General features: G+C 48.4%; 16 protein-coding genes. 4 read left to right on the forward strand and 12 right to left on the reverse strand.

Annotated elements, in window-relative coordinates; all coding sequences use genetic code 11:
• Window positions 1-14 precede the first annotated feature (14 nt).
• Window positions 15-524 carry a DUF4251 domain-containing protein gene (locus CIL02_RS04180; RefSeq protein WP_094399350.1) on the forward strand — a complete coding sequence of 170 codons (510 nt, stop codon included), beginning with the start codon at window positions 15-17 and terminating at the stop codon, window positions 522-524.
• A gap of 301 nt (window positions 525-825) precedes the next feature.
• Window positions 826-1,365 (forward strand): sugar O-acetyltransferase, encoded by a 540-nt coding sequence (locus CIL02_RS04185; protein ID WP_141210135.1) that lies wholly within the window; start codon window positions 826-828, stop codon window positions 1,363-1,365.
• Between the two features lie 34 nt (window positions 1,366-1,399).
• Here CIL02_RS04185 and CIL02_RS04190 read toward each other — a convergent pair whose 3' ends face one another.
• The 12 genes from CIL02_RS04190 to CIL02_RS04245 form a co-directional block, all read right to left on the reverse strand.
• Window positions 1,400-2,737: a TolC family protein gene (locus CIL02_RS04190; protein WP_094399352.1), complete on the reverse strand. Its 1,338-nt coding sequence runs from the start codon at window positions 2,735-2,737 to the stop codon at window positions 1,400-1,402.
• Between the two features lie 8 nt (window positions 2,738-2,745).
• Window positions 2,746-3,858: an efflux RND transporter periplasmic adaptor subunit gene (locus tag CIL02_RS04195; RefSeq protein ID WP_094399354.1), complete on the reverse strand. Its 1,113-nt coding sequence runs from the start codon at window positions 3,856-3,858 to the stop codon at window positions 2,746-2,748.
• Between the two features lie 21 nt (window positions 3,859-3,879).
• Entirely contained in the window at window positions 3,880-5,127 is a 1,248-nt protein-coding gene (locus tag CIL02_RS04200) for an ABC transporter permease (protein WP_094399356.1), read from the reverse strand.
• Window positions 5,128-5,187: 60 nt separating this feature from the next.
• Window positions 5,188-6,447, reverse strand: coding sequence for an ABC transporter permease (locus tag CIL02_RS04205; protein WP_094399358.1), 1,260 nt, complete (start codon window positions 6,445-6,447; stop codon window positions 5,188-5,190).
• Window positions 6,448-6,483: 36 nt separating this feature from the next.
• The gene (locus CIL02_RS04210) at window positions 6,484-7,188 is read right to left on the reverse strand and encodes an ABC transporter ATP-binding protein (RefSeq protein ID WP_094399360.1); all 705 of its coding nucleotides are present in this window, start codon (window positions 7,186-7,188) and stop codon (window positions 6,484-6,486) included.
• A gap of 129 nt (window positions 7,189-7,317) precedes the next feature.
• A complete protein-coding gene (locus CIL02_RS04215; protein ID WP_094399362.1) occupies window positions 7,318-7,677 on the reverse strand; it encodes a GntR family transcriptional regulator in 360 nt (119 codons plus the stop codon).
• Window positions 7,674-8,510 carry a hypothetical protein gene (locus tag CIL02_RS04220; RefSeq protein WP_094399364.1) on the reverse strand — a complete coding sequence of 279 codons (837 nt, stop codon included), beginning with the start codon at window positions 8,508-8,510 and terminating at the stop codon, window positions 7,674-7,676. Before CIL02_RS04220 ends, CIL02_RS04215 begins: the two co-directional genes overlap by 4 nt.
• A 34-nt stretch (window positions 8,511-8,544) precedes the next feature.
• A complete protein-coding gene (locus CIL02_RS04225; RefSeq protein WP_094399366.1) occupies window positions 8,545-9,369 on the reverse strand; it encodes an ATP-binding cassette domain-containing protein in 825 nt (274 codons plus the stop codon).
• 43 nt (window positions 9,370-9,412) lie between these two features.
• Window positions 9,413-9,901, reverse strand: coding sequence for a DUF3836 domain-containing protein (locus CIL02_RS04230; RefSeq protein ID WP_094399368.1), 489 nt, complete (start codon window positions 9,899-9,901; stop codon window positions 9,413-9,415).
• Between the two features lie 284 nt (window positions 9,902-10,185).
• Window positions 10,186-10,968 carry a cytochrome c biogenesis protein CcsA gene (gene ccsA / locus CIL02_RS04235; RefSeq protein ID WP_094399370.1) on the reverse strand — a complete coding sequence of 261 codons (783 nt, stop codon included), beginning with the start codon at window positions 10,966-10,968 and terminating at the stop codon, window positions 10,186-10,188.
• Entirely contained in the window at window positions 10,965-11,639 is a 675-nt protein-coding gene (locus CIL02_RS04240) for a cytochrome c biogenesis protein ResB (RefSeq protein ID WP_141210123.1), read from the reverse strand. The genes ccsA and CIL02_RS04240 overlap by 4 nt, the downstream gene beginning before the upstream one ends.
• Entirely contained in the window at window positions 11,615-12,544 is a 930-nt protein-coding gene (locus CIL02_RS04245) for a nucleoside recognition domain-containing protein (protein WP_170935013.1), read from the reverse strand. Before CIL02_RS04245 ends, CIL02_RS04240 begins: the two co-directional genes overlap by 25 nt.
• A gap of 799 nt (window positions 12,545-13,343) precedes the next feature.
• Between CIL02_RS04245 and CIL02_RS04250 the strand changes: the two genes are divergently transcribed.
• The gene (locus CIL02_RS04250; RefSeq protein WP_094399376.1) at window positions 13,344-23,159 is read left to right on the forward strand and encodes a LamG-like jellyroll fold domain-containing protein; all 9,816 of its coding nucleotides are present in this window, start codon (window positions 13,344-13,346) and stop codon (window positions 23,157-23,159) included.
• A 439-nt stretch (window positions 23,160-23,598) separates the two neighbouring features.
• Window positions 23,599-24,744: an AraC family transcriptional regulator gene (locus tag CIL02_RS04260; protein WP_094399380.1), complete on the forward strand. Its 1,146-nt coding sequence runs from the start codon at window positions 23,599-23,601 to the stop codon at window positions 24,742-24,744.
• Window positions 24,745-24,805: the final 61 nt, after the last annotated feature.

Below are 24,805 nucleotides of genomic sequence, written 5' to 3' on the forward strand. Positions count from 1 at the left end.
AGGGATATGAGATTATGAGAAACATCATCATAACAATGTTGCTTGCGGTCATACTTGCATCATGCGCCTCTACAAGAAAAACAGAGGCTGAGAAACAGGCGAAAGCCATGGCCATCAAGGCAATGATAGCAGACTCAACGGCAAACAGGACTTTCACTGTAGAGGTGGAATATGTGGTGCCGAGACGTATGGAGTCGCGTTTCCTCACATCCACCTACACGGTGAGAATATCAGGCGACAGCATAATGAGCAACCTGCCATACTATGGAGTAGCATACAAGGCATCGTTCGAGCGCGAGGGACCGCTCGACTTCGACGGGCACATAGACAACTACACCATATCATACCCAAAGGAAGGCATAACAAGGGTGAAACTCTTCACAAGGAACAAGTTGGAACGGCTGGAATACATCTTCGACGTCATGGACGACGGAGATGTGTCCCTCGATGTGTACTCTGCAGACCGCGACCGAATAAACTTCACTGGAGAAATGGTTTTGAGAAACCCTTATCCCAACCGATAACCAAAATGGAACAGAACATAATAGTTTGATGGTGTGTAAGTTATGAACAACCAACATTAAACGTTCAATATTAAACTAAAACAAGATGTACTGCACAGACAATTTCTATGGCAACGACAGCGAGACTCTATTCTCCGTGGGGCGGAGATTTCTTACTGGCGACTGCGTGGGAAAAGACCTACAGAAGGCAAAGGCCATGCTCACCAAAGCAGCAGAAATGGGACACCCTGTAGCAAGAAAGCTGCTCGACGAGATTGAACAGGAGCACCCAACAGACAATGGACTTGGCGAATGGAATAAGATGAGAAGCGGACAGATGTACGATTGGTCGGATCCCGTCATAGACAAGAGTCTGAAACGGTCGCGCCTGGCATGCGAGAAATTCAACAAGTCGGGCATAGACCATGAGAACTACCGCACTCTGCTCGCCGACATGATACCTGGCGTTGCCGACTCCGTAACGATACTGCCGCCATTCCATTGCGACCATGGCAACGGGATTCACCTGGGCGAGGGAGTATTTGTCAACTATAACGCCATGATGCTCGATGCTGGAGACATCACCATAGGCGCAAGAACGATTATTGGCCCAAACTGCTCGCTTTACACTCCGCAGCACCCACTTGACTACAAGTTGCGGCGAAAGACATTAGAGACGGCATACCCAATAACCATTGGTGAGGACTGCTGGCTCGGTGGCAACGTTACCGTATGTCCTGGCGTAACAATAGGTGACAGAACGGTCATCGGGGCAGGAAGTGTGGTTACTCACGACATTCCCTCTGACTGCATTGCCGCAGGCAATCCTTGCAAGGTCATCAGAAAGGCAGCATCGGAGTAACCACATAAAATGATGAAAAAAACAAGAAGGGGCCTTACCTCAAGTCAAGTTTACGCCCCCGGTAGAAGTCGAGGAGGCTCGTCTGATACAGATACTCATACTTGGCCTGTATCATATCGCTCTGTGCCTTGAGCATATTGTTCTTCTGCTCATTAAATTCCGTGATGGTAGCCTTGCCGTTCTCGTATTTTGACTTCGTAAGCTCGAAGGCATCCTCACCGCTCCTCAGAGCCTCAGAGCAGCTGCACAGTCGCGCATGGGCTGCGATGGCCGCATAGTACACCTGCTGTATCTCCTTATAGAGTGTCTTGCGTGTGTCCTCCAACCTGAGTGTCTGGTTGTCACGGTCGAGCTTTGCCATCCTTATCTTGTTGCGTGTGGCGAAATGGTTGAAGACTGGTATCGAGAGGCTAACACCAAGGTATTGGCTGAAATTGTTCTTCAACTGCGTACCGAATGCATCGGCATCAAAGCCTGATGTCTTATAATAATTGGTGCCAAGTCCTCCGTTGAGCGACAGGGTAGGCATATAGTCGCCACGGGCAATACGTATACTGTACTCCGAGGCTGACAACCTCAGCTGCTCAGCCTTGATCTGAGGCTTCAAGCCCAAGGCCTCGGCATATACAACATCCGGCAATGGCGGAAGAGACGAAGAGAGAGTGTGTGAAGCCACGTCTGGACGTTGTATGCTGAAGCCTTCGGGCGTAGGAAGTTCAAGCAGCTGTGAGAGTGCAAGCAACGACAGTCTGCAATTATTGTCGGCCTCTGTAGCCGTGAGCCTGCTCTGTGCCAGTTGTGCGTTCTGCTGTGACACCTCTGCCTGGCTGGCCTTTCCGCTCCTCATCATAGCCTGAAGCCTTGCTGTCTGCATGGAGTCGATGGCTATCTGCCGTCGCGCCACGTCGGCAACCTCCATGTCGTAGAGTATCTGCACATAAGCCTTGGCCACCTGCATACTAATGTCCTCACGCGCCTTGTCGAGGTCGGCAAGAGATGCGTCAAGGTTCAGTTGCGCCAGCTTTACGGAGTTGACTATCTTGTTGCCGGAGAATATGGGCACAGAGGCTCCTATGGAGAAAGAGGTGCTTGAGGTATTGGTGTTCTCATAGGTGTTCTGAGCCGTCAGACCTCGCCCGAACGAGAAGTTCTGCCCAACCGAGGCATCAACAACAGGCAGGTGGTTGCCGCGGTTGTCGTCCAGCTGTATCTGCTGCTGACGGACAGTATTCTGCTGTTGCCTGACGGTTATATTATGTTCCAAGGCATAGCTTATGCACTTCTCCAGCGTCCATGGTGTGTCCGTAGACGTCTGTGCATTGGCTGCCATAAGCTGTGCGCAGGTGCAGAGTATAATAATGAGATTCTTCATATAGACGGTTATTTATCATTAGTATCAGCTATCACCTGCGGGCCACGTACCTTGTCCTTGGTGGTGATGCCACTCTTTATCTCTATGTTCACACCATCGCTCAATCCTGTCACAACCTGCGTGCGGCGATATGTTTTCTGTTCCCCAGTGCCCCCGACAACGTATACAAAGGTGGAGTCTCCACTGAACTCAATGGCGCTCTCGGGAACAGAGAGGACACCCTCCGCCTTTGCAAGCACTATCTCGGCATTGGCGCTATAGCCAGAGCGAATCTTTCCGTCACGGACAGCTGTCACGGCGGCCTTTACCTCAAACTGGTTAGCACCATTGTTCTCTACAGCCTTGGGAGAGACATACTCAAGGACGGCATCGAACCTCAGGTCCTGCAGCGCACCGACGGTAATCTTCATCGGCATGCCCTCTACGAGTCTTCCCACCTCGGTCTCGTCAATATTTCCGCGGAATATCAGGTCGTTCATATTGGCTACCGTCGCAATGGTTGTACCATCGTTGAAGGTGTTGCTCAGCACCACTGTGTTTCCGACTTTTACGGGCACGTCAAGTATGAGTCCCGAGATAGTTGAGCGTATGAGCGTCGAGCTGGCATTGGCGTTGCTCTTCGACACTCCGTCGCGTACAACCTCAAGTGCATCCTGTGCAGCCGCCATTTCCTCGCGTGCCTGACTCAGCGCCTGCTTCTGCTTGTCATACTCCTCTTCCGACACCAGCCGCTGGCGGTAGAGGCTCTCCTCGCGGTCGAAGTCCACCTGCGCCTGCTTGAGATTGATGCCTGCAAGCCTTACGCGTGCCTCGGCGGAGCTGAGCTGCCCCATGTCAGGAATGACCTTCACTTTGGCAATCACCTCTCCGGCGCTTACCATGTCACCCGCCTGCTTGTACAGATGGGTAATGATACCGCTAATCTGCGGCTTCACGCTTACCTCGTCACGCGGTTCTATCTTTCCCGTTATGACCGTCACCTTGCTGATGTCGGTAACCTTTGGAGTAAACTCACTATACACCACAGGCTTCGGTTGTGATTTCTGATAGAGGAACACGAATGTTCCGATGAATACAACGGCTATGAGTGCCGCCATAATCAGTTTAGAATACTTCTTCATATATTATACTGTTTTTATAATCTACTCATCTCTCATAGCGTCAACAGGCTTTATGCTCATGGCCCGCCATGCTGGAGCCAATCCGGCCATGCCACCCAACACACACAGCAGCACGGCAGCCCCTGTGGCTGTCCAAAAGTCTACCTGGAAATGCGCAGCCACTATGCCGTCAGATGTATTGGCAAGTTCTGTCATCTGCAATATGCAGACGCCAAAGAGTATGCCGCTCATGCCTGCCACAGCCGTAAGCAAGATGCTTTCGGACATTATCTGCGACAATATGACCATAGGAGTGGCACCGATGGCACGCCTGATGCCTATCTCTACCGTCCGCTCACGCACGGTTACCATCATGATGTTCGATACTCCGATGGCACCGGCAAGCAAGGTTCCTATACCCACGAGCCATACGAGGAAGTTGACACCATTGAAGAGGTTGTCAAGCATGGCAAACAGAACCTCGGTATTGAATACCATAACTCCTTTCTCATCAGCAGGGTCAACGAGGTGCGACCTTGCCACCGTTGCCCTCATACGGTCAGCGATGCGGCTCATCACCACTCCCTTATGTCCTGTTGTAGCGATGATGTCCACCTGCTGTCCACGGTTGTATACCTTTCTCAATACCGACTGTGGAAGGGTTATGGTCTCGTCGGCTCTTCCACCGAAGTTGACACCATTGCCGCCCTTGTAGTCAACTCCCACTACGGTATAGTAGGTGGAGTCTATTCTCACCATCTGTCCGCACGGGTCTCCCCCCTGCGGGAACAGCGTCTTGTAGACCTGCTTTCCGATGACGCACACCTTGCGGCTGTCACGGTCGTCAACATCGTTTATATAACGTCCGTAGAACATCTGCGGCGCACTCACCCTCGCATAGTCTGGTCTTACTCCCTGCACGGAAGCCTGGTAGCTCTTGTCGCCTGCCACAACCGAACGGCGACCTGAGAAAACAAGAGGTGTAACGACATCAAGCTCCGGCACCTGATGGTGGAGACGGTCAATGTCCTTGAGATCCATCTGCCACATGCGTCCCTTGCGAAACCCTTTATACGGTTTGGTAGTAGGCTGCGACCATATCACGGCCGTATTTGTGGCAAAGCCTGCGAAATTCTGTTGCAGCAGCTCCTTCAGCCCCTGCCCACCTCCAATAAGTACGATGAGCATGAAGATGCCCCAAAATACCCCGAAGCCCGTCAGGATGCTGCGGCTCTTGTTGCGGGTAATCGTATCTATTATCTCACGGCAGGCGTCTATGTCGAATTTCATATTTTATATCTCCTAATATATTCATTTCCCTTTCAATACCCACAAAGCTGAGTTAACGTCCTACTCTGCCCTCAGAGCCTCTATCGGCCTCACTCTGGCCGCCTTGACGGCAGGAATCAGACCGGCTACTGTCCCAGCAAGTATTATCACAAGTGTGGCCTGTATGCAGACATCGAGTCCAACTGTAGGATCTACGAACATTGTGGCTTGGAAGAGGCCCGTGTCAATGACGTTATGCCCCAGCGTGGCATCCATATACTCATTGGCAACCACTCCGCAGAGCATGCCTATATATCCGAAGATTGCCGTTGTGGCGATACTCTCGATAATGATGAGCCGCAGTATCTGCCAAGGCTTGGCACCTATGGCCTTGCGTATGCCGAACTCCCTCGTGCGCTCCTTTACGGTAATTAGCATTATATTTGACACTCCAACTATGCCACTGAGCAGCGTGAACAGGCCTATCACCCACAACGCCGTCCTGATGATGCCTATACCTTTTGTCATCTGGATATTGTCGAGATAGCGGTTCCACAGCCATATCGACCCTTCGTCATCCGGGGCGGCATCGTGCATCATGTTGATTTTTGCCCTGTAGTTTTTGTTGAATTCCTCGTTCTCCTCCTCCGTTACGAGATTCTTGATAGAGAACTGCATGTCTCCCGCCTTGTCTCCACGTCCATAGATAGTCTTCAAAGTGGTATATGCCGTATAGGACTCGTTGTTTTGCATCTGCTGGTCGTCTTTTACTATGCCCACCACCTGGAACGCAAGCTCACCCACCTTAACATTCTTTCCAGTAAGTGCCAGAGGGTCATTGGCCAATTCCTTGGCCTGGGTCATTGACAGCACAATGACCTTCCGTCTCTCACGCATGTCTATGTCGTTGACATACCGTCCGGCAACAATCTCGCGCTTGTTGATGCGCAGATCGTTGGGATATACGCCCTTTAGGTTTTGGGCAGAGACATAATTGTCGGCAAAAGAGATGTTCACTCCATTTTGTGTCAGCACGGAGCCAACCTCATCGATGTTGTCGGCAAAGGTGGTGCCCGTAACCTCCACATCATGGTCGGTAAGTTGCACCGCCCTACCCTCGCGCAGTCCCTTGTATGGTTTCGAGGTGCTGCCGCCCCATACCATTATGGAGTTGGCAAGAAACCTGTTTTGTTGTTGGAGCTGAGCGTTTATCAGCCCATTGCCTGCCCCGAGCAGGAATATCAGCATGAATATTCCCCATGCCACGGCAAATCCAGTTAGCGACGTACGCAGTTTGTTGCGCCGGGCTGTGCTCCATATTTCCTTGAAGAGTTCTATCATTAGTGTTTTGGATATCTGACGTATAGACAAATAAAATCACTTAAATCCTCTGTTGGCGTGATGGTCGAGGTTTTCCTCTATCTCGCCTATCAGCCCGTCCTTGATATGCACTATCTTGTTGGTCTCGTTTGCCACTCCAGCCTCATGAGTCACCACGAGGATGGTCATATTCTCAGTGGAGTTGAGTTCCTTGAGCAGACTCATCACCTCAACGCTCGTCTTCGAGTCGAGCGCTCCTGTAGGCTCGTCGGCAAGGATTATCTGCGGCTTGGTAATCAGTGCACGCGCTATGGCCACACGCTGTTTCTGTCCGCCCGACATCTCGTTGGGATAATGGCCTGCCCATTGGGCCAACCCGAGGCGGTCGAGATAGTCCATCGCCAACCTATGCCTCTGGCGTCTTCCTACTCCCTGATAGAACAGGGGCAACTCAACATTCTCAACGGCCGTCTTGAATGGTATGAGATTGAACGACTGGAAGATGAAGCCTATCATCCTGTTGCGGTATTCGGCAGCCCGTGTCTCGCTGAGATTGACTATGGGCACGCCATTGAGCAGATACTCGCCAGTGTCATAGTTGTCGAGGATGCCGATGATGTTGAGCAGAGTAGATTTACCCGACCCCGACGACCCCATTATGGAGACGAATTCTCCCCGGGCGATGTCAAGGTCAATACCTTTCAGCACATGCAGCGGCTGCGCTCCCTGATAAGTCTTGTTGATGTCTTTGAGATGTATCATTTGTTTTTACCCAATTTCATTCCCGGCAACGGCATTATGGCAAACCGTTGCCGGGCGATTGTTCATTACACGTTATAGTTTAGACGTAGGATGACGCTATTAATCTTCACTCTGGGAGTTTAAAGTATGTTAATCCTTACTGTTCTCCCACGATTTCACGATATCGTCGATATTGATGTCGAGCAGCCTCATCTGCCGGAACAGCTCTGGCAACTTCTGCTTCATAAACTCCTTCTTACGTCCTTTCCTTATCTCGCGGCATGCTCCCGGAGTGACGAAATAACCCAGTCCGCGCTTGTTGTAGATGATGCCGTCGCGCGCCAGCTGGTCGTATGCCTTAACGGCGGTATTGGTGTTGACCTGCAACATCACGGCATACTCCCTGACACTCGGTATACGGTCGTCATCCTTGTAGGTGCCGGCAAGTATCTCGTCGCACAGACGATCGGCCATCTGCACATATATTGCCTTATCGTTACTGAAAATCATATATTTACCCATTTATTGTTAATCACCTGCATACGGACGAAGAGCTTGTAGCTGCCCCAGTACAACAGGGCAGAAGCGGCAATGCCCAAGACGCAATGCACCAATATCATCCATCTCACATCGATGACATCGTACAACAGAGAGTAGAACGACGATATAAACATAGGCATATTGTCCATCAGAACGACAAACATACTGCCGAACAGAACTTCCAGGCATATAGCCCAAAGCCATGCGTTCTTGCGGAAGAGTGTACCTATAAATGTCCATGATGACTGAAGGAAGAGGGCTACTGTTGTCATCCAGAGATAGAAATAGAAGTCGGGCAAGCGCTTGCTGGCTATTCTCAAACAGCCATTGCCACTAAACAGTCTCTCACAGATTGCGATTGTCACGGAGCCATGTACCCCCTCGCCAAGGCAGAGAGAGAATAGGGCTAGCAGCATGTCGGCAAAGATGGTGGCGAATACGAGTATCAGCAGATAGCCAACATTTGTCCAAAGGAAGCGCGCGAGGAACTTCTCCAAATTCGAAGCGGGCAAAGCCAGAAACGATATACGTTGCTGCTTGGTAAGCATGTTCTTGAAAATCATGCATCCGGCCATGAACATGACCAAGAAAAACATGAAATGCGCAGCATTCTCGCACTGCAAGTAGATACTGTCAAACCTATCAGACCAAGCGCAATCCTTAATAGAATAAAATCTGAAGCAAAAATAGAATGTCATGCCCATGGTTAGGCCCAGCAATCCGAGCAGGAAATTCCTTGACTCTGACAACACCTCATATCTCATCAGATTGTAGAAACGGTTTATATCGAATGTCGTTTTCATTGTCGTAATTATTTAACTGTTGTTTGATACCAATTTATATGCTCACTTTACCTTCCACCACGGCGTTGAAGAGCAGCTCCAAGTTTAGCTGTGTCTCGTCCATGCCTTCCTTGCGGGTGGCTATGACGGCGCTGCCCTGCATGGCCGGCTCCGAATAGACCACGTCGTCGTCCATTTCCTGCGGACTGCGGTATTCAAAGGCATACTTATCGCAGATTTCTGCTGTCGATGCGTTGAGCAGCATGCGGCTCTCGCTGAGGATGAGTATATGGTCGAGCAGCGACTCCACGTCGTGAACCTGATGGGTGGAGATGACGAGAATGCGGTCGTCTGTCATATTATTTGCCACTACCTTCCTGAACTGTGTCTTCGATGGTATGTCGAGTCCGTTGGTAGGCTCGTCCATCAAAAGGATGCGAGTGCCAGAGGCCAGGGCGAAGCTCATGTACACCTTCTTCTTCTGACCCATCGACAGTTCATTAAGTTTGTTAAAGTGTGGCAGAGAGAAATCCTCCAGACATTTCCGCAGCACCTCGTTGGAGAAGTTGGGATAGAAGGGCTGATTGATTTTCACGTATGTGTCAAGGGACACGTTGGGCAGATCGAATTCCTCTGGCACAATGAATATATCGCGTAGTATCTCAGGCCTGCGCTCTTTAGCGTCCACTCCGTCAATGCTGACATTGCCCTTACGTGCTCTGAGCAGTCCGCAGATGAGATAGAGCAGCGTAGACTTGCCCGTTCCGTTCTTGCCAAGCAGACCGTAGATTTTGTTCTCCTCAATATCGAGACTGAAATTGTCGAAGATATTTCTCTTGGTACCTGGGTACTTGAAAGAGATGTTGCTTACTTGTATCATATCGTTTCTGTTTTACTGTTGGTGGTACTTATGCTTGACTACATTACATGGTGTCGGCAATGAGGTTGTCGCCATGGATGTTCATAACCAGAATTCTCTCTGCCTCGACATACTCTCCAGTACGGGAATCCATTTTGAAAGAGTTTACAGCCAGCACATTGTCAAGCAGAACAGTGTAGTGACTATACTCGCCTGCCTCTGCATACTCATTGCGGGTATTGTCCCACATCATCTTCTCAACAGTATAGCTGCCGTCAACGTAGCTGTAGTCAAGACAACTGTATTTCTCCCAGCTTGCAGTAAGCGAGTTCCACTTCAGAGTCTCCTTGCGCACCAGACGGTCCTCTGAGTCATAGAGGTATTCGTGTTTTACCTTGGCTTCCAGAGACTCTCCATGATTGTTGTATACTGTCATTGCCATTACCCTGCCGTTGTCTATTTCGGCGTTATAGCAATAATTGGTGTTTGTAACGTCGGTTACGAGATTCATGTACATCGACATTATTGTCGATACTGTGATGATTGTATTCATAGCTCTATTGTTTTAATTGTTTATACTCAATGTTTACCTCTGTTATAGTGTACTACTTTAATAGAACACTGCAAAAGTAAGACAAGAACAATTATCCTCCAAGCTTTTCGCCAATTATTTTGCAGCTTTAACAAATCATTAACAAATACACATTATTATATAACGCATAATTATATAACACATAACTAAATGGCAGAGCTATCCAGCCTATCTCCTCAATCCACTCTATCTCCTCTATCCGCTCTATCTCCTCTATACACTCTATCTCATCTATCCACTCTATCTCATCTATACACATGCATGCTATCTGCCGCCGAAGGCAGGAAGTCCACTCCATACCAGCACATCTGCAACAGCACAAATCCAACAATCAGCAACAGATACCCCCACACGGCACTCTTCCTGCCACTGCACATCCTGAAATGCAGGTAGCACAGATATGTACACCATGTTGCAGCCGCCCATGTCTCCTTAGGGTCCCAGCTCCAATATGCGCCCCAGGCCTGCTTTGCCCACAGGCAGCCGCTCACCATTCCGAACGTGAGGAAGGCAATGCCTATGGCCACAAGACGATCTGTGGCTGGCAGGAATGCGGACGTACGCCGCCACAACCCGGCAAGAGCCAGCAGGAACGCACAGCCGAAAAGACTATAGGAGAACATGTATACCGTGACATGAGGTACGAACCATGCGCTCTGCAAGGCAGGCATGAGCGTTCTGTCGTGAATGTCAGGACACAATATATTAATTGCCGTGAACACCATCACCACGACTAACGAGAACAACGGTAGCCAGCGATAGTGCCAGCGGGCATAGACTGCAACGCCAGATAACATCATGAAGAGCGAGTACCACAGGCGGGTCTCACCAAGAGTACGAAGGGGCGGACGGCCCAACGACAGCCATAGCCCGGCAACGAAACAGGCATAGACCATGAATCCCGAAACCATCAGCCACACATCACTCCTACCCCGGCAGTGCTTGGGTACAAGTGCCATAACGGCTCCGGAAAGCCATAGGATGACGCTGACGAGCGACATCAACGGAAACAAATCCCACGTAATCATATCTGTCGTCTTAAACCATAAACCATCATTACTGTTCCTGCCAACATCAGCAGCAAGCCTGCGCACATGGGGTATTTCCATGGCTGGCGCACCACCTGCAACATAACATACCGTTCATGTCCTACTGGTTGCATGCTGTCATACCCTTGCAGATAGATATCCTCGCCGAAGCGTACAGAATGTGGACTGTTAACCCTAAGCACCACAGGCTTGTCGTCAACCATCACCTCTGCCTCATACTGCATGGCACCACCAGCCGCACCATCAACGATATTGAACCTGGCAAGCCGCAACGTATAGCCGAGCATCATAACCCTGCCATCGGTACATACAGCCTGAGAAACAGGATTGTCGTAGCCCACCCTCAATCTCATGTCCGACATATCGCCAGCCCCAACCATGCCGCTAATCAGCGCAAGCAGCAATCCGCCGTGAGTCAGTACAAAGGCGACGTTCCGGCGTATGCCTCCATGGATTATCCTATGAGCCAGAACTACCAGCAGATGGGCAGCCAAAGTAACCAGCAACAACACGAAGGGCCAAGAGGAAAAGAAGGCCATGCGCCGTGGCATACAACCGCCCACCACACACGCCAATGCTGTCAGACCAAGCAGACAGGTGGCCATGGTTGCTGAACGGAACCACCCTACCATCGGCATTTCCTCCCCCATACCAGCACCATGGCAAAGGCCACGCGCACCGATATCAGCAGTAAAGCCGAGATACCTGTAGCAGCGAACACTAAGGTATCCTCAAGCATTGAGTGGTTCATTATCAGGTGATAGTTTACTTCATTGGCCTCCTTGCGACTGATGATACCTCTTTCCTCAAGGTCCACCATCACCGCCGCGCCATAGCTGATACCCAGCACATTACCGACAAGCCACATATACGCGGCACCTTCTGGAAGTCCGAAGAAATGCATCAGAGGAGAAAGGCGCAACGATAGTGGACGCAACAATGAATACGCCTCCAAAAGTCTCTGCACAGCCATGAGTGCATAAATAATAAGGAATACCACAACCGACATCTTCAGTTGCGACCATGCCCACAACGTCATAACCTCACTCAGACCGCCTGATCTGTCAGCTCCAAGAAACATATATTTCTCTTCCATGGGTGGCAAGACTAAGTTTAGTAAGAGTGCACACAAAATGGCCATAATCACTCTTAAAACACCCATCTTCCAGAATGACGAGCCTGTCTTTTTGTTTACGGCACACTCCATTGGCAACGCATGACACAAAGCTATCATTAGCGCAAGTATGGTGGCTTCCCTCATGGTTAGAGGCATCGACATCATGGCGGCTATACCGGCATAGGTTCCTGCCGTTGCGCCTGACACAAAGGCCACAGAAGAAGAGCCTGGAAGACCAAGCAGAGCAAACAAAGGATTGAGCCAACGGGCAATAATGTCAAGCACACCATAATGGTGAGCCAAAGTAACTACAAGGGATATGGGAAGCATCAGCTTTAGAAGCCATAGAGCACTTGCGGCAGCCTTAGGAACCGCCTGCCGCAAACATTGTCCGAAAGTAGAAATCACATGCCTAAGTGTATACATACCCGTTTTCATGTCTTTGCTTACATATCCTCCTCCCAACAGCTGACCGTACATTTCTATTAATTGCTGCAAAGATAGGAAAAATTCAAGAAACAAAGCCCATAATCTCAAAATAATTGTATATTTGAAAACACACCATAAGACCAATATATATACCGAAAGAGCAGGGCTTAGATTAGCAGGCAGCTAAAGGTCTTCTTCAACCCTTCCATAACAAGGATGATGCATTCCCTAAATGTAAAGTTCTTATCACTTTAATAAGGGTAGAGGCTTTATTTTAGGCCATTTCATCGAAGATTTGGTAGTATATGAGAGAAAAAAGGGAAAAAAGAGTGGAAATAAAGAGATAATTATGGGAATACAGGAAAGTAATAGGGGGACTTGAAATACAGAAATGAGCCATTCCATCGGGATTCATGCATATATATAAGGTTTTGAACTCAGAAGCATAAACAAGATGTATATAAGGTGAGAAGGGGATGCTTGTGGTCCAAAAAATAGCGTTTTGAACAAACAGATGAGGCTTTTTTTACTAACTCAAGGGATGTTTTATGAAGGAACATGCCGATTTCGCATACTAATCGGTGTATTCGGGATGTATTTTATAAGTATATAGTCTATCACGAAAATGGCAAACATGCATATTCAAAAAAAACTTGTCAAAACAACAATTTCATTTGCTAATTCAACAAAAATTAGCCAGTTTATCGAATTTTAACAATTCTGCAACGATTTCAATTGTTACTGTTAAAAAAAACAATTATATTTGTACAGGCAAATTACAATACTAACATAAATATAACAGTTAATTATGATTGAAAAGCAACATTTAGAGAAAGGATTCTTTCCTCGCCAACGATGGCTTGTAGGAGAGAAGTTCCGTCGAGGCTGGATGATTGTCCTGTTCCTCTTGACATTATTGCCTTTAAGCCAGACGGCAAAGGCAGATCAAGATTACACCGCGCCAGCGGCTTATGGTTGGACAAGTTTCAAATATCCAGAGACCATGCACATTGGATTTGAGCTTGTTTTCTTCAATTATCATGAGGGAAACTGTGGCTATGTAGGTCCTGTTAACTTGTATGTTGATAACGAGCTTGCCATTGACCTTAGAAAGGTTTGGGACTCGATATCCGACCAACTTGGTTCCGAGAAAAATGTAAGGCACTACATTGCGAACATGTGGATGAATCCGCAGTCTTTCTCAACCACCAAGAAAGGCGGTACAGTTACCATATCCAATCTGAGAGAGGGAAACAACAAATGGTATGCCTGTCATGTTGACATCATCCTCGACCGAATACTTGATGACAACAACATAGTATTAAAAGTATCTGGAACTTGGAAATGGACACAAGCATCTGACACAGATAAGTCTTCAGGACAAGCAACCCGAGTACTTACTAGAACAATCAAAGCGCCCACTGTTACAAATTTGCCAACATTCACGGTGTCTCGCCCATCAAAAGGCATGGCAAAGCTTTCTTCAAGTCTCACCAAGCATACTTATCCAAATGCAATCACGAAGGGGAAGGCTGGAACATGGGGCTACAAATTCCACTTTGCGAAGAAGATCAACAAAACTGATTTCTGGCCACTCACGTCAGACCGCTACACCATTATACAGGCTGCAAAGAATAGCGGGACGCTTCAGAACAGAAACGCTACAGACTATGATGCCGGTACAGACGCAACCAGTGTGGCCGTTACAATGAACGTGCCAAGCCTCTATGCGCCGACTACCATTTATCCGCTTGTGACAAGATTTGCAAGTGAATATACCATATTTCCATACAATAATAATGGAGACAAAGCAGCTACCAAGGGAATAAGTCTCAACAAATACACTTCTGTTGTGGTGTATGGATATCCTCGTCCAAACCCAGTAGGTAAGGGTAACGCAAGCAGTGGCGAGAAGTATGCAATGAAGGCGACTCACGACCAATGGAGCAAGACTGTCACCCTGACCTGGTATCCGCAGTTCGCTGATGCCAATAATGTAAACACAAACGGAAAATGGATTGTTTTCCGTAAGAGAGAGGGAACGTCAGATGATCACAAGAAGATTGGTGAAGTAGCCTACAGCAAATATGGTAAATACCAAAACACATTTATAGATAACGACAAAGACTTGCTGTACGACACGGAATATCGTTACACCGTAGTCTTCCAACCCAATGAGTGGAATCAAGCACTGACCAGTCCTTCTGACGCTCCAGAGCTTTCCAGCTATGTACTGAAAACAATAACAAGGACTTCACCTTTGCATTCATTGAATCCAAGTACCAATTTTAAAGATAAGGTAGAAATAACCTGTAATTTAAACACTTTCTATAATGCCGGTACGGATGCTAACAAGGGACAGAAAGAATACACTCTTAAGCTGTACCGTTGCACACCATCGACAAGCTGGTGTCCTGAACCAATAGCCACATATACTATTAATGACAGCACCACTACTACCGTTGTATTCACAGACAAAGATGTAAGCCCATGCGAAACTTACAAGTACAAAGTGGAAGTTACGGCATTGGAGAAGACATTCAGCTTAATTAGTTCAACAACAGGAAGTATATCCGGTTCTACTGAGGTAACCAGCGTAGTGGCAAGCCGCGGAACATTCTCCGGAACAGTACGCCTAACGTGGAATGTTACCCAAGTTGGTACATCCATCACCTATTTCAATGTACAGCGCCGACTGCTCGGCAGCCAGGACGAGAATGACTTCCTAACTATATATACTACATCTGGAGTCGCAACGTCCTACAGTTACGAGGACAACACAGCCCAGCCTGGCACCTACTATGAGTATCGCGTGCAATGTTACCGTGAATGTAATAATGATGGAAAAACGGAATATTCCGATGGAGGTTCTCAAAAGACCGACGGCTTTGCTTTGGCCACAGGTATCATCAGCGGTCGTGTATCTTTTGGCACAGGCACAGCCGTAGACAGCGTAAAGGTTAGCCTTGAGGCGAACTCCTCTGATGGCGAGACTCTGAACCCCTTCCATTCTTTGCGCATCGAAGGTACAAAGTCATATGTCTACCTTGACAAGACTGCACAGAAAGACACCACTGAGTATTTTTCCGTCTTTTCCAACTCTTGGACTGCTCAGTTGTATTACAGGTCAGACTCAATTAGGAACAGTCGAAACACGTTCTTCGATGCAGGTGTCGTAGGACTATGTGCCAGTGATGGAGAAATTAGTTATCTCGCTAAAGATTATTTCTTAAACACAAGAGGGGTAGTGGAAATGTGGGATAGATGGTACTCTTCAGGTATTAAGATTAAAAAAGGCAAGTTCTATAACATCTCTTTCTCATACAACAATGCCAGCCCAGACAGCATGTTTATCTTACGTGTAATAGACGAGGATGGAAACATGCAGAAAAAGGTGTATAATGATGAGGCTTTAGCCACATACTATAATAGGAACATAGGTAGCACAAAAACATGGACCAGAAGGAATATATGTTTTGGTAATACAGGTAATGGCCTAAATACCTATTGCGTTGCCAATATCGACGAGTGCCGCATCTGGCGTAAGGTTCTCACCGATGCCGAGTTGATGCGCAACTACAACCGCGTACTTTCCGGTTCCGAGGATGGGCTCTGGGTATATTACAAGTTTGATGAGGGCATCGAGAAACCGTCCATAGCCTACGACTACTCGAAGACTGGCGGCGTGTCAAACGGCAACCATGCTACAGTCGTGAGCATGGATGATTCCGATATCGTACCTAACAAGGACCAGCTCTCTGCCTGCGGTTTGACCGATTCGAATGGTAACTATACCATCAGCGGCATCCCATTCTCAGGTGATGGTACTACCTATTCCATCATTCCGTCAAAGGGTGTTCATTCCTTCTCTCCGTCTAAATCAAGTCGCTTTGTGAGCGGCTCGTCCCTGGTATATAGCGGAGTGGACTTCACCGATGAGTCTTCCTTCAAGGCAAGTGGTATAGTGCGCTATTCAGGTACCACCATTCCTGTGGAGGGCTGTACGGTATATGTGGACGGACAGGCTGCCAGCATGAATGGCAATCTGGTACAGACCGATGAGAAAGGTGAATTCCTGGTAAGTGTACCCATCGGTAATCATTATATTGAGGTCAAGAAGGACGGGCATACCTTTGTCAGCAATGGACGCTATCCTGCGGACGTGAACGGAGTGGGAACCACTATATTGTTCAATGAGGAGAAGCGTAATATCGCATTCTGGGATACCACTTTGGTCAACTACACAGGACGCGTAGTGGGTGGAACCGTCCAGGGAGAGAAGACCTTAGGATGCAAGCAGAGTAAAAACAACGTTGGCCGGGCAACGCTCAAGTTGATGTATACCGACAGCGGAGTTTTCAATGCCATGAAGGTGGTGAATGACGCCTCAATCGCTTACAGCCCCAACACATCAACAGTAGAGGTTGTTTCTCAAACCGATAACATCCTGAGCCATGCTTATCGCGGAGCTGACAACTTGTCGCAATATGTATTCATCACAACCGACAGCCTTACAGGCGAGTTCTCGGCTCTTCTTCCCCCGTTGAGATACGAGCTGCAGGAGATAAAATTCGTCAACAACAACAAGGACAATCCAAATGCAGGAAAGAACCTGTTGAAGAATAATGTGGATGTTGACTTGAGTGACCCATTGACTCTGGTGACTGACACTACGGTGATGGAAAATGGCGATATATATACGTATGACTACCATACAGCCTATAAGCTTGCCTGGCGTACGGATGCTTTCTTCGAGGTTACTCAGCAGGACTGTATAGCGGACGAGTTCGGTATTGACAGTTGTGTGGTAAGTGACGAGCTAGGCGATTTCCCGGTAGAAGTGCGCAAGCGCATCATAGGCAGCAGCAATCAGAATTCCGTTGTCTACAACTATGGCTATCCCCTCTTCGTGTCACAGGACAAGTACACCTTCAACATCAAGGCGTATGAGCAGTATGTCAACTATGACATGCGTTCCACCGAGAACAACGAGTATCCAATGGATGTGGTGCCCTTGAGCGGACTCCCTGTGACCATCAGCAACGCCCTCTCCAGTGACCAGACTGTATATATGCAAGGTAATTCAGAAAATGGCACACCAGGTGAGGTACACGAGTTGAAGACAAACAGCATTGAGCTTGACAGTCTGGGACAATTCTCTTATACATGGATGGCCGGACTACCAAATATCACATCTCCTTTCGTCAGAGGTATTCAGTTCTATTATAACATCGACGGAGAAATGAAGGAATGGAGGGATGGCGGACTCAAGGCAGTCATCCTGGGTTCGTTGCCCACTGGAAGCAACTTTGTAACTCAGGGTCCCGACCTAATTGACATGGTGTTGCGTGATCCTCCAGGATCATATTCAAGTGCCAGCTGGACCAAGGGAACCGTCAGCAGCCATTTCTCTTCCTATGCAAAGGTGTGGTCTTCTGAAGATAGGGCTGCCGTAACGAAGAAGAATGGTCTTATAGTTGAATTTCAGATTGGCTCTATAGGCTTTACGACATCACACGCAACAGAGGCAGAGAATGACGAAGAAATAGGTGTGACCTTTACTTCAACTGGGGAAAATGCAAATTCGTGGACAAGAACCGTCAGTGTAGAGAGGAGCATCTCCACATCCGCTGACCCTGAGTATGTGGGTGCCAACGGAGATATCTTCATCGGCTCATCCACAAATATTGTCTTCGGCAAGGCTAACGAGGTAGGACTCTTCAGAAATACGGGAGGGGAAACTGCGGCAAAATTGGACGTGAAGGAAGTAACCACCACGGGATTAAGCTATGGCACAGAATTCCAGCATTCGCTATCTCATATTGAGAATTACCTTCTGCCCAACCTGGAAATGCTGAGAAATAAATTCCTGGTGACGGTACCCAATACAGATGAGTATGTCAACGATAAGGATCATGTGGTATATGTAACTTCACTCGATCCCGATGACCCTCGCTTTGGCTCCGACAATGATGATTCTGACGTATGGGGAGATGCTGCGACAGAACGTCCATCTTCTGTGGGTAAATCCTACAGGATGGTACTGCCTGTGTCGGTTCCCAAAGATTTCGTGGCAGTCGATTCAGTGATGTATTTCAACAGCTCCATCAAGAACTGGCTTAAGCATCTGGAGAACAATGAGAAACAGAAAGTAACAGCTTATGAGAAGCAAAAGGAGTATTTAGTCAACAACTTGTCATTTGATGGAGGATCTTCTGTCACCATGACCCAGACTACAGATACCACCAAGACAAGTAGCCACGATGAAACCGATATGGGACTTTTCAACTTGAATCTTTCCACAGGAGTTACCGTTGATGGTTTCGGCTTTTCTGCATCGTTCTCAACTATTACGGGAGGTGGTTCACATGAGATGTCGGAGTCTTCCACCACAGAGTCCACCAGCTTCAGCTATACTTTGGAGGATAACCCTGGCGATGCACTCTCTGTGGACGTCTTCGACTATCGTGACGGATGGTCTCCCATCTTCCGCACAAGAGGCGGACAGACTTCCGCTCCTTACGAGGGAGAGGTGCGTACCTCTTATTATATGCCCGACGAGAAGATTATCATGGAGGGTACCATGCAGATAGAGAAACCACAGCTTACTGTTGACAGCCTCAAGTGGTCAATGGTCAGCAATGTGCCCACTGGTGGTGCTGCCAGCTATACGCTTAGTCTCTACAATAATTCCGAGACGAAGGATGACATGTACTACAGGCTACTTGTCAACGATGAGACTAACACCACAGGTGCCAAGCTCACCATCGACGGGCTGCCTCTCACAGGAGAAGGTAGGGTTATCAGGATTCCTGCCACGGAGACCGTAACCAAGACTCTGCTGCTGGAGCAGACCAATCAGAGCATACTCCAGTATGACAGCATCAGTATCACTTTGTGTTCTCTGGTACAGTATGATCCTGCCAGCGACTGGGCACCTATTGCCGACACCATCTATGTGTCAGCACAGTTCGTGCCTTCATCCTCTTCAGTACACTTGGCTCTTGACAAGGATGTCATGAACACCATCACCAATGACACCTTGTGCATCACGTTCGACCAGTTTGATCGCAACTATGCCAACCTGAAATGTTTCCGCATCCAGAGCTTTGCTCCAGGTTCCACCGATTGGACCAACCTGCAGGAATACGTGCTTGATCCCAACAAGTTGACGAATGGGAAACTGTTGTTGCCAAAAGAGGCCAGTGTGGACTACATTTACAACATGCATGGCAAGAGCGATGGTCTCTACCGCTTCAGGGTGCTCTCCGTAAGCTCTTACGGTGGTCGCGAGATTACACGTTCCAGCAACGAGATATCCATTTACAAGGATATGCTGAAGCCCAAGCCACTTGGAGTGCCTCAGCCCTCGAACGGTATCCTGGGCGTGGGTGATGACATCAGCGTCACCTTCAATGAAGATGTTGTCAGCGGTGCGCTTACCAGCGATGACAACTTCGAGATTACAGCCGTGATGAACGGCTCGCAGATAGAGCACAACACAGCACTGTCCCTACAGGGAGAGGAGCGTACGGCATCCACCGAGGCTTCCATCTCGCTGGCAGGCAGAAGCTTCTCTACGGACATGTGGTTGTATGCTGAAAGTGATGGAACCATTCTCTCACATGGAAGCGGAACCGAGAAGTTTACCCTGTCTGTTGACAAGAATCAGCATCTCGTGATAAACGTGGGTAAGGACACCTATGTTTCCGAGGGTGTCATGCCAAAGGATACCTGGTGCTACCTCACAGTAAGTTATGAGGCAGCCGATGGAATGGGAATCCTCAATGCAACTGTTTCCGAGTCAGCAAATACCAACAGACTCTTCCGTGACTGCCAAACAGCAGCTTACAATGGAGTGGGTGCGCTCAGCATCGGAGAGAGAATGAAGGGCGCCATCCACGAACTCACCTTGTGGGATGTGGCTCATGACAATGCCAAGGCACAGTTGGAGCGTCAGAAGACCAAGTCTCCATCTACGGCCAACCTCATGGGCTACTGGAAGATGAACGAGGGCGAGGGTAACAAGATTACCGACTATGCACGAAATCGTCATCTGGTTTCCACCGGCGAGACATGGTATATAAATAATGAGAACAAGGCTGTCGTGCTGGACGGCTCTTCCTACCTGAACTTCTCGATTGGAGATCTTGCTGTAGATGCAGAGGACAATCAGGCGGTAGAGTTCTGGATTAAGGCCGATAAGCAACAGGGCGAGGCCCAGCTCCTGGATATGGGAAAGAATGGCCTCTGGATGGATGCAGACGGATTGCTCAAGTTCACTTCTGACGACAACACTTACGATGCAGGCACCAGCGTGCTGGCCGACAACGAGTGGCATCATATCGCAATCAATGTACTGCGTTCTGGAAACACCTCAGTATATGTGGACGGACAACGCGCCCTCAGCACATCCTCACGCAATATCGCCACATTCAATGATGATGTTCTGGCGATAGGAGCACGTTGTGAACTTGATTCTACACACAGCCATATCGTATCTTCTGACCGTCATCTCACAGGTCTTGTTGATGAGGTAAGGTTGTGGAACGCCACTCTGGATGCTTCCTCGCTCAGCAACAACCGCAAGCTGAGACTCACAGGCAAAGAAACTGGTCTGGTAGCTTACTTCCCGTTTGAGATTAAGACACTTGACCAAGCTGAACAGGTCGTGACAGATACCACCAGCCTCAGCATCGTTGCTGACGGAGTGAAACGTGTGGCAATGTATGGTAAGAATTCCCTTGCGTATACCGACCAGGCACCTGCTCTGATGGCCAAGCCTACGCTTACCAATGTGGCATTCTCTTACACAGCAAGTGCCAACAAGGTGGTCATCAACATCAATGAAGAACCAGCAGCCATTGAGGGTTGCACCATCAACTTCAAGGTAAAGCGCGTAAAGGACAACAATGGTAATTCCTGTGATCCCATCAGCTGGACAGCTTATGTGAACCGCAACAGTCTGGCTTGGGCTGAGGATAAGGTCAGCGTCACCCAGAAGGGTGGAGAGGAAACCTCGTTCGGGGCTACAATCTCAAACAAGGGTGGTACTCAGCAGGAATGGTACCTGAGCGGCATGCCGTCATGGCTGAAGGTAAATACCGAGAACGGATATATCGACCCGCTGTCATCTGTTGATCTTGAGTTCACTGTGAGCAAGTCATGCCCCATAGGCAAGTATGCCGAGACAATCTATCTGGTAAATGGTGACGACCTGGCTCTGCCTCTGGCCTTGAATGTTACCGTCACAGGAGATGTTCCTAATTGGGCAGTGGACGCAAGCAAGTACAGCAGCTCCATGAACCTTGTGGGCACACTCTCAGTCAATGGTGTTCCCTCTACAGATGTCGACGATATACTTGGAATCTTTGTTGATGACGAATGCCGTGGTGTGGCTAAGCCCACATACAGCAAGCGTTATGACGAGTACTTCGTGATGCTCGATGTGGCATGCCAGTCATCAGAGAAAGACAAGGACGTAGAATTCCGCATCTATGATGCCAGCACAGGCATGGTATGGCCAGTGGTAGAGAGCACTCCAGATGTAAAACTGACTGCTGGAGCCATCTATGGTTCGTTTAATGCTCCCGTTAAACTCAATGCCCTTGACAAGATAGAGCAGACCATCGCTTTGGGTACAGGCTGGAACTGGACCTCTCTGGCTGTGAATGCAGAGGACATGAGCGTGGGTGCCGTGATGAGTGGCGTTACAGGAGAAAGTGTTCTGATGAAGAGCAAGACTGCCTCTTCCATGACGTATGATGGTATCTGGGAGGGTACCCTCACCAGCCTCAATGTCCGTGATATGTACAAGATACTCATGACATCAGCTGTTCCACTCACCATCACAGGTTCACGTCCTGATGATACAGAACGAACCATCAGCGTCGTTCCAGGTTGGAACTGGATAGCTTTCAACAGTACCTCTATCCAGAGTGTTGACGATGCCTTTGCCGGACTCAGTCCCGAGGATGGCGACTTGGTAAAGAGCAAGCAGGGTTTCTCCATCTATGACGGATACGAGTGGAATGGTTCACTGCAGGCTCTCACACCAGGTCAGGGTTACATGTACATGAGCCAGTCCAGCGAGACAAGAACCTTCCGTTATCCTGTCTCCATTTATCTCAATACTCGCCGTATTGCGGCAGAGCGTAGCCTGAATGGTGTATTCGTACCCACCGACAACAGCCAGTTCCCTGGAAACATGACTGTAGTGGCACGCGTAACCTATGACGGTCAGCCTCTTGCCAACAGCGAGATAGGAGTGTTCAATGGAGACGAATGCCGTTCGGCAGAATTTACCAATGACAATGGCATTGTCTTCCTCACCATACCAGGAAATGGCGGAGAGGAACTCTCGTTCATCATTCCTTATGATGGTGTTATGCTCAAGTCAACCGCCACTATATCATACGAGGATGACGGTATCATCGGAAGTCCCAACACCCCCTATGCTATTGACTTCAATGAAGATTCTATCGTAACCAGCATAGCAGGTCTGAGCGACTCCAGCAGCAATGAGAATTGGTACAACGTCAACGGCATCCGTATCAATGCTCCCCAGAAGGGTGTAAACATCTTCCGCAAGGGAAGCGAGATTAGGAAAGTCGTAGTGAAGTAAAAAAAGCCTCTAATAAACAAAATTCCCCAGTCCTCTCCAATGCGAGAAGGCTGGGGATTTGTTTATAGGGGACATTCGCATCCTTCAAACTATCCACTCCCCTCTCTCTTGGGGAAAATTCCAGTTAAGCGAGAGCAATGGGAAAAATGTTTCCCTATTGCCGAGTGTTAGGAACTTCGCCGAAGCAACTGGGATGGTGGTGAGGCTTCATATATCTGCGTTGGCGTTTTCAGCTATCTGCGTTGGCGTTTTCAGCTATCTGCGTTGGTGTTTTCAGATATCTGGGTGGACAATGTCGGATATATGCGTGATTTATACAGAATTCATCTTGCTGAAAAAGGAAAAAAGAGTGAACAGAAAATTAAAGGATAACATTTGGTTTTCTATGAATATTTTTTTGTACATTTGCAGCGATATTTAATCAGAATCACACGAGGATATGAACAGTTTATTTCTACTCCAATTCTGCTGCATGATAGTGACCATCAGTCTTGCATTGCTTGTTGCCCTTTCCCGCTTCTACGTTAAGTGGGTGAACAAGCGTTATGAGAAGTCACGCAAACTCCTCGTGTTATCCATGATATGCCTTTCTGTACACTATTTCTTTCAGATGCGATATGGTCTGCGTGCGTCGGGTGACGATGTGGGCATGTTGGCAAACATCATCTTCTATACTCCTACGGCATTTCTCGTAACCTGCGCCATTGTCAACCTCGAATGCTCACGCCGCAGCACGAGGCGATGTATGTTAGGAGGCTTTGTTGGCTGCTGCATCATCTATGTTGCCGCTGGGATATGGTATATCTGCAACAGGTCAATCCACTTCGGCATAATGCTCTACATTCTCTACGCCCTGTTCATTGCGTGCATTATTCTGTTTATGTTCAGCAGCCATAGAGAGATTCGCTATCGCAGACGCATACTGGAGACCGAGACTGCCGGTGACATGCTCCCTTACATGCGCTACACCTACACTGGCGGCATGTTGCTATTCGCCTGTGCATTCCTTATACTGTTCACCATACTGTCAAGCAAGCTGTTGATGATATTCGGTCTTGTGGCTCTACTTCTGCTGTTCATCTTCGTACTGAGCTTCGTGGCCTTGGGATTCAACATCTTGCCCATTGAGGACGTTCTGGATGACTGCACTCCAGAGATGGCTCCAGACAAGACTCAGGCAGAACTAACAGAACAGGGAAACCTTACCGATCCATCTGAGAAGCGCATTGAGCACATAGAAAAAGCGTTGCAGGAGTGGGCCTCTTCCGGTGGTTTCCGTGACCCTGGCGTAACCCTGGCCTCCCTATCCCACCAGTTGCACATTTTGCGCAGCGACCTTACATACTATTTCGAGCAACACCTTCAGCGCACGTTCCGCGTATGGCTGAGCGACATTCGTTTCCAGGAGGTGCAACGGATGATGATTCAATACCCCGACTACAATAATGATGCAATATCTTCGGAATGCGGTTTCTCCTCACGTGCACACCTGTACAGAATATTCAAACAAAAAACAGGAATGACACCAGGAGAATGGAAAGCAAGCGGGAGTTATCAGGCATTAGGAGATACAGACACACGATGAAATGGGGCTTTTTTAATGTATTACGTCCAATATGCAACATCTTTTACAATGTTTGTACAGT

The organism is Prevotella sp. P3-122 (genome assembly GCF_002251365.1).
In the GTDB taxonomy this organism is placed as follows: Bacteria; Bacteroidota; Bacteroidia; order Bacteroidales; family Bacteroidaceae; genus Prevotella.